The sequence below is a fragment of the Protofrankia sp. Cr1 genome (assembly GCF_963555865.1).
In the GTDB taxonomy this organism is placed as follows: Bacteria; Actinomycetota; Actinomycetes; order Frankiales; family Frankiaceae; genus Protofrankia.
In genome coordinates this window covers 1-4928 of sequence record NZ_CAUVXO010000024.1, presented here as the reverse complement: position 1 = coordinate 4928, position 4928 = coordinate 1, and the positions used below count along the sequence as shown (strand labels likewise).

The window sequence follows — 4928 nt, the reverse complement described above, 5'->3', positions numbered from 1 at the left end:
GACCGGCGTGCCACGGCCGGGGCGGCGGCAGTTCGTGACAGCGGTGCGTGACGGCGGTTCGTGACGGCGGTTCGCGGGGGATGTTCGCGGGGACGGGAGACGAGAGGGCGGCCATGAGCAGCTATGTGTACGACTTCCACCAGGGAAACAAGGACTTGAAAGATCTTCTCGGTGGCAAGGGTGCCAATCTCGCCGAGATGACGACGATGGGGCTTCCCGTCCCGCCCGGCTTTACGATCACGACCGAGGCCTGTCGCGAGTATCTTGCGCATGGCAGGGAGCCTGCGGCGCTGCGCGATGAGGTCAGCGCGCACCTGGGTGCCCTTGAGCAGGTGATGGGCAAGCGCCTGGGGCAGCCGGACGACCCGCTGCTGGTCTCGGTGCGGTCGGGCGCGAAGTTCTCGATGCCGGGGATGATGGACACCGTCCTCAACGTCGGTTTGTCCGACGCCTCGGTCTCCGGTCTGGCCAGGCAGTCCGGTTCGCAGCGCTTCGCCTGGGACTCCTACCGCCGCCTGCTGGCGATGTTCGCCACGACGGTCCTCGGCGTGGACGGCGAACTGTTCGACCAGGCTCTGGACGCGGCGAAGAAGGCACGGGCGACCACGAGCGACCTCGATCTCGACGACGCCGACCTGCGGATTCTGGCCGAGACCTTCAAGGCGATAATCCGGGACCGGACCGGGCGGGATTTCCCGCAGGACCCCCGGGAACAGCTGGATTCGGCCATCCGCGCGGTTTTCGACTCCTGGAACGGTGAGCGGGCCCGTCTCTACCGCCGCCAGGAGCGCATTCCGGCGGACCTCGGCACCGCGGTCAACATCGTGGCCATGGTGTTCGGCAACCTCGGCATGGACTCGGGCACCGGCGTGGCATTCACCCGGGATCCCGGCAGCGGTGCGCAGGGCGGCTACGGTGATTATCTGCAGAATGCGCAGGGCGAGGACGTCGTCGCGGGAATTCGTAACACCCTGCCCCTGACGGCGTTGGCGTCCATCGACCCACCCGCGTACGCCCGGTTGACCGAGATAATGACGATTCTGGAGCACCACTACCGGGACCTGTGCGACATCGAGTTCACCGTCGAACGCAACAAGTTGTGGATGTTGCAGACAAGAGTGGGCAAACGTACCGCGGGCGCTGCCTTCCGGATCGCGGTCCAGCTCGTGGATCAGGGTCTGATCAGTATGGATGAGGCGGTGACGCGGGTCACCGGCGCCCAGCTCGCCCAGCTGATGTTCCCCCGGTTCGGGCTGACGGGGCAGGCCGAGAAGATTGCCCAGGGTATGAACGCCTCACCCGGAGCGGCCGTCGGTCAGGTGGTCTTCGACTCGCACCGGGCCGTGGAGCTCGCCGCCGCCGGTACACCGGTGATCCTGGTGCGCCGGGAGACCACCCCCGACGACCTCGACGGCATGATCGCCGCGCGCGGCGTGCTGACATCGCGTGGCGGGAAGACCTCCCATGCCGCCGTGGTGGCCCGCGGCATGGGCAGGACCTGCGTGTGCGGGGCCGAGGAGATCGATGTCGACACCCGGGCCCGCCGCGCGGTCGCGCCGGGCGGCATCGTCATCGGCGAAGGGGACGTGATCTCGATTGACGGGTCGTCGGGCGCGGTCTACCTCGGCGAGGTGCCGGTGGTGCCGTCGCCGGTTGTCCAGTACTTCGAGGGGACGCTGGTCGCGGACGGGACCGACCCCCTGGTCGACGCGGTGCACCGGATCATCACCCACGCGGATCAGGCCCGCCGGCTCGGCGTGCGCGCCAATGCCGACACCGCCGACGACGCCGCCCGCGCCCGCCGGTTCGGCGCCGCGGGCATCGGACTGTGCCGTACCGAACACATGTTTCTGGGTGAACGCAGGCAGCTGGTCGAGCGGCTCATCCTCGCCGCTGACGCCGAGGCCCGCGCTGCCGCACTGGTTGAACTCCTACCGCTTCAGCGCGACGACTTTGTTGCGATCTTCACGGCGATGGACGGTCTGCCGGTGACGGTCCGCCTGATCGACCCGCCGCTGCACGAGTTCCTCCCGGATCTCACCGAACTCTCGGTGCGCCTGGGCATCGCCACCGCCACCGGCCAGCCGGTGTCGGACGGCGATGGCGCGCTGTTGGAGGCGGTCCGCCGGCTGCACGAGCAGAATCCGATGCTGGGGCTGCGCGGGGTACGGCTGGGGCTGCTCATCCCGGGTCTGTTCGCCCTGCAGGTGCGGGCGATCGCCGAGGCGGCCGTGCGGTGCCGCCGGGCCGGCGGAGATCCACATCCGGAGATCATGGTGCCGTTGGTGGCCGCGGTCCAGGAACTGGAGGTCGTCCGCGACCAGGCTGAACAGGTGCTGCGCGAGGTCGCGACCGAGACCGGGGTCGATGTTCCCGCGCTGATCGGGACGATGATCGAGGTACCGAGGGCCGCCCTGACCGCGGGCCAGATCGCCGAGGCCGCGCAGTTCTTCTCGTTCGGCACGAACGACCTCACCCAGATGGGCTGGGGTTTCTCCCGGGACGACGTGGAGTCCTCCTTCTTCTCCCGCTATCTCGAGCTGGGGATCTTCGGCGTCTCCCCGTTCGAGTCGCTTGACCGCGATGGAATCGGCCGACTCGTGCGTATCGCGGTCGAGGAGGGGCGTGCGATCCGGCCTGAGATCAAACTGGGTGTCTGCGGCGAGCACGGTGGCGACCCGGATTCGGTGCACTTCTTCCATCAGGTCGGACTCGACTACGTTTCGTGTTCCCCGTTCCGGGTGCCGATCGCCCGGCTGGAAGCCGGCCGGGCGGCCATCCTGGACCGTGCCGGCCAGGGCGGTTAGCGGGCACTCCGGCCGGGACGAAGGTGCTTGCGGTCCCGCGAACGGCCCCCCAATCATGGCCCGTTCGTCACCGTCGTGAACTTCTGCCGCTGGTACCGTTCGGGACTGTGGGACCCGGGGTATGGCCCCGACCGTCCAGGAACAGCGGACCGGTCGGGGCAGCGGGAGCGCACGTACGGCGGATATCCATGTACGGATACGCAGGCGTATTAGGAGGCTGGCGTGGTAACTCCCGAATCCGAGATCATGATTGATCCAACCGATCTTGATCAGATCCGGGAACTGGCTCAGCAACTGCGGGTCGATTCGGTCCGATCGTCGACGTCCGCGGGTTCGGGCCACCCGACGTCGTCGATGTCAGCCGCGGACGTGATGGCGGTTCTGCTCGGACGGCACCTGCGGTATGACTGGGACAAACCGGACGACCCGGCCAACGATCACCTGATCTTCTCCAAGGGGCATGCGTCCCCGTTGCTGTATGCGATGTTCAAGGCTGTCGGCGTGGTTTCCGATCATGAACTGATGACCGGATACCGCCGTTTCGGCCAACGCCTGCAGGGTCATCCGACGCCGATTCTGCCCTGGGTCGACGTGGCGACCGGATCGCTCGGGCAGGGGCTGCCGGACGCGGTCGGCGTGGCACTCGCCGGGCGACTCCTTGACCGACTTCCCTACCGGGTGTGGGTGCTGTGCGGCGACAGTGAGATGGCCGAGGGTTCGATCTGGGAGGCGCTGGACAAGGCGGCTCACTACCAGCTGTCGAATCTGACGGCGGTCGTGGATGTCAACCGCCTCGGTCAGCGTGGCGCAACCGAGCTCGGCTGGGACCTCGACGCCTACGCCCGCCGGGTCGAGGCGTTCGGCTGCCGAGCACTCATGGTCGACGGGCATGACATCGCCGCGATTGACAAGGTCCTGACCGAGGCTGCCGAAGCTGACCGCCCGGTGGTCGTCCTCGCCCGCACCCGTAAGGGGGAGGGCTTCTCCGAGATCGTCGACGCCGACGGATGGCACGGCAAGGCGCTGCCGCCCGACATGGCCGAGCGCGCGATCGCCGAACTCGGTGGCGAACGCAACCTGCGCGTCCGGGGAGCGGCGCCACCGGCGTCCATCGAGCGGCCGCCGGCGCCCGCCCCGGTTACGGTCGAACTGCCGACCTACCCCCTCGGTGCGAAGGTCGCACCTCGAAAGGCATACGGCGAAGCGCTCGTCGCCGTCGGAGCGCGGGCAGCTGTGGTTGCCCTGGACGCCGAGGTCAGCAACTCCACCCACTCCGAGGACTTCGCCAAGGTCCACCCGGAGCGATTCTTCGAGATGTTCATCGCCGAGCAGCAGCTCGTCGCGACAGCGGTGGGACTGTCGGTACGCGGTTACATTCCGTTCGCTTCCACGTTCGCAGCCTTCTTCTCGCGCGCCTACGACTTCATCCGGATGGCCGCGATCTCACAGGCGAACATCCGGCTGGCGGGTTCGCATGCGGGTGTCGAGATCGGCGCGGACGGTCCGTCCCAGATGGCACTGGAAGATCTTGCGATGATGCGGGCGGTGCACGGTTCGACCGTCCTGTATCCCAGTGACGCGACCAGCACGGCCAAGCTTGTTGAGATCATGGCCGATCTCGACGGGGTCAGCTACCTGCGTACGACTCGTGGTGCCTACCCGGTGATCTACGGTCCGGACGAGTCCTTCACCGTCGGGGGCTCGAAGGTGCCGCGCCGGTCGGACGCCGATGTGGTCACCCTCATCGGTGCCGGCGTCACCCTGCACCAGTGCCTGGCGGCTGCGCAGACACTTGCGGCCGAAGGCATTGCAGCACGGGTGATCGACCTCTACTCGGTCAAGCCGGTGGATGAGGCGACGGTGGTGGCCGCCGCGCGGGCGACCGACGGCCGGCTGGTAGTGGTCGAGGACCACTACCCCGAGGGCGGCATCGCTAGCGCGGTGGTGGGGACACTCGCCGCTGCCGATGTGCCGGTGCGTCTGCGCCACCTGGCCGTCCGCGACCTACCGGGGTCGGGTACGCCGACCGAGCTGCTGGACGCGGCGGGAATCTCGGCGAGCCACATCGTGGCGGCGGCCCGCGCCCTGCTGCGCTGATCTTCACAGGTCTGATCGTCACAA

At 68.1% G+C, this 4928-nt stretch carries 2 protein-coding genes; both read left to right on the top strand.

Translation table 11 applies throughout. From position 1 onward, the window contains the following. Window positions 1-113 precede the first annotated feature (113 nt). Entirely contained in the window at window positions 114-2807 is a 2694-nt protein-coding gene (ppdK, locus tag U9980_RS04240) for a pyruvate, phosphate dikinase (RefSeq protein WP_322766770.1), read from the top strand. Between the two features lie 222 nt (window positions 2808-3029). Further along, entirely contained in the window at window positions 3030-4904 is a 1875-nt protein-coding gene (locus tag U9980_RS04235; RefSeq protein WP_416210149.1) for a transketolase, read from the top strand. Window positions 4905-4928 lie beyond the last annotated feature (24 nt).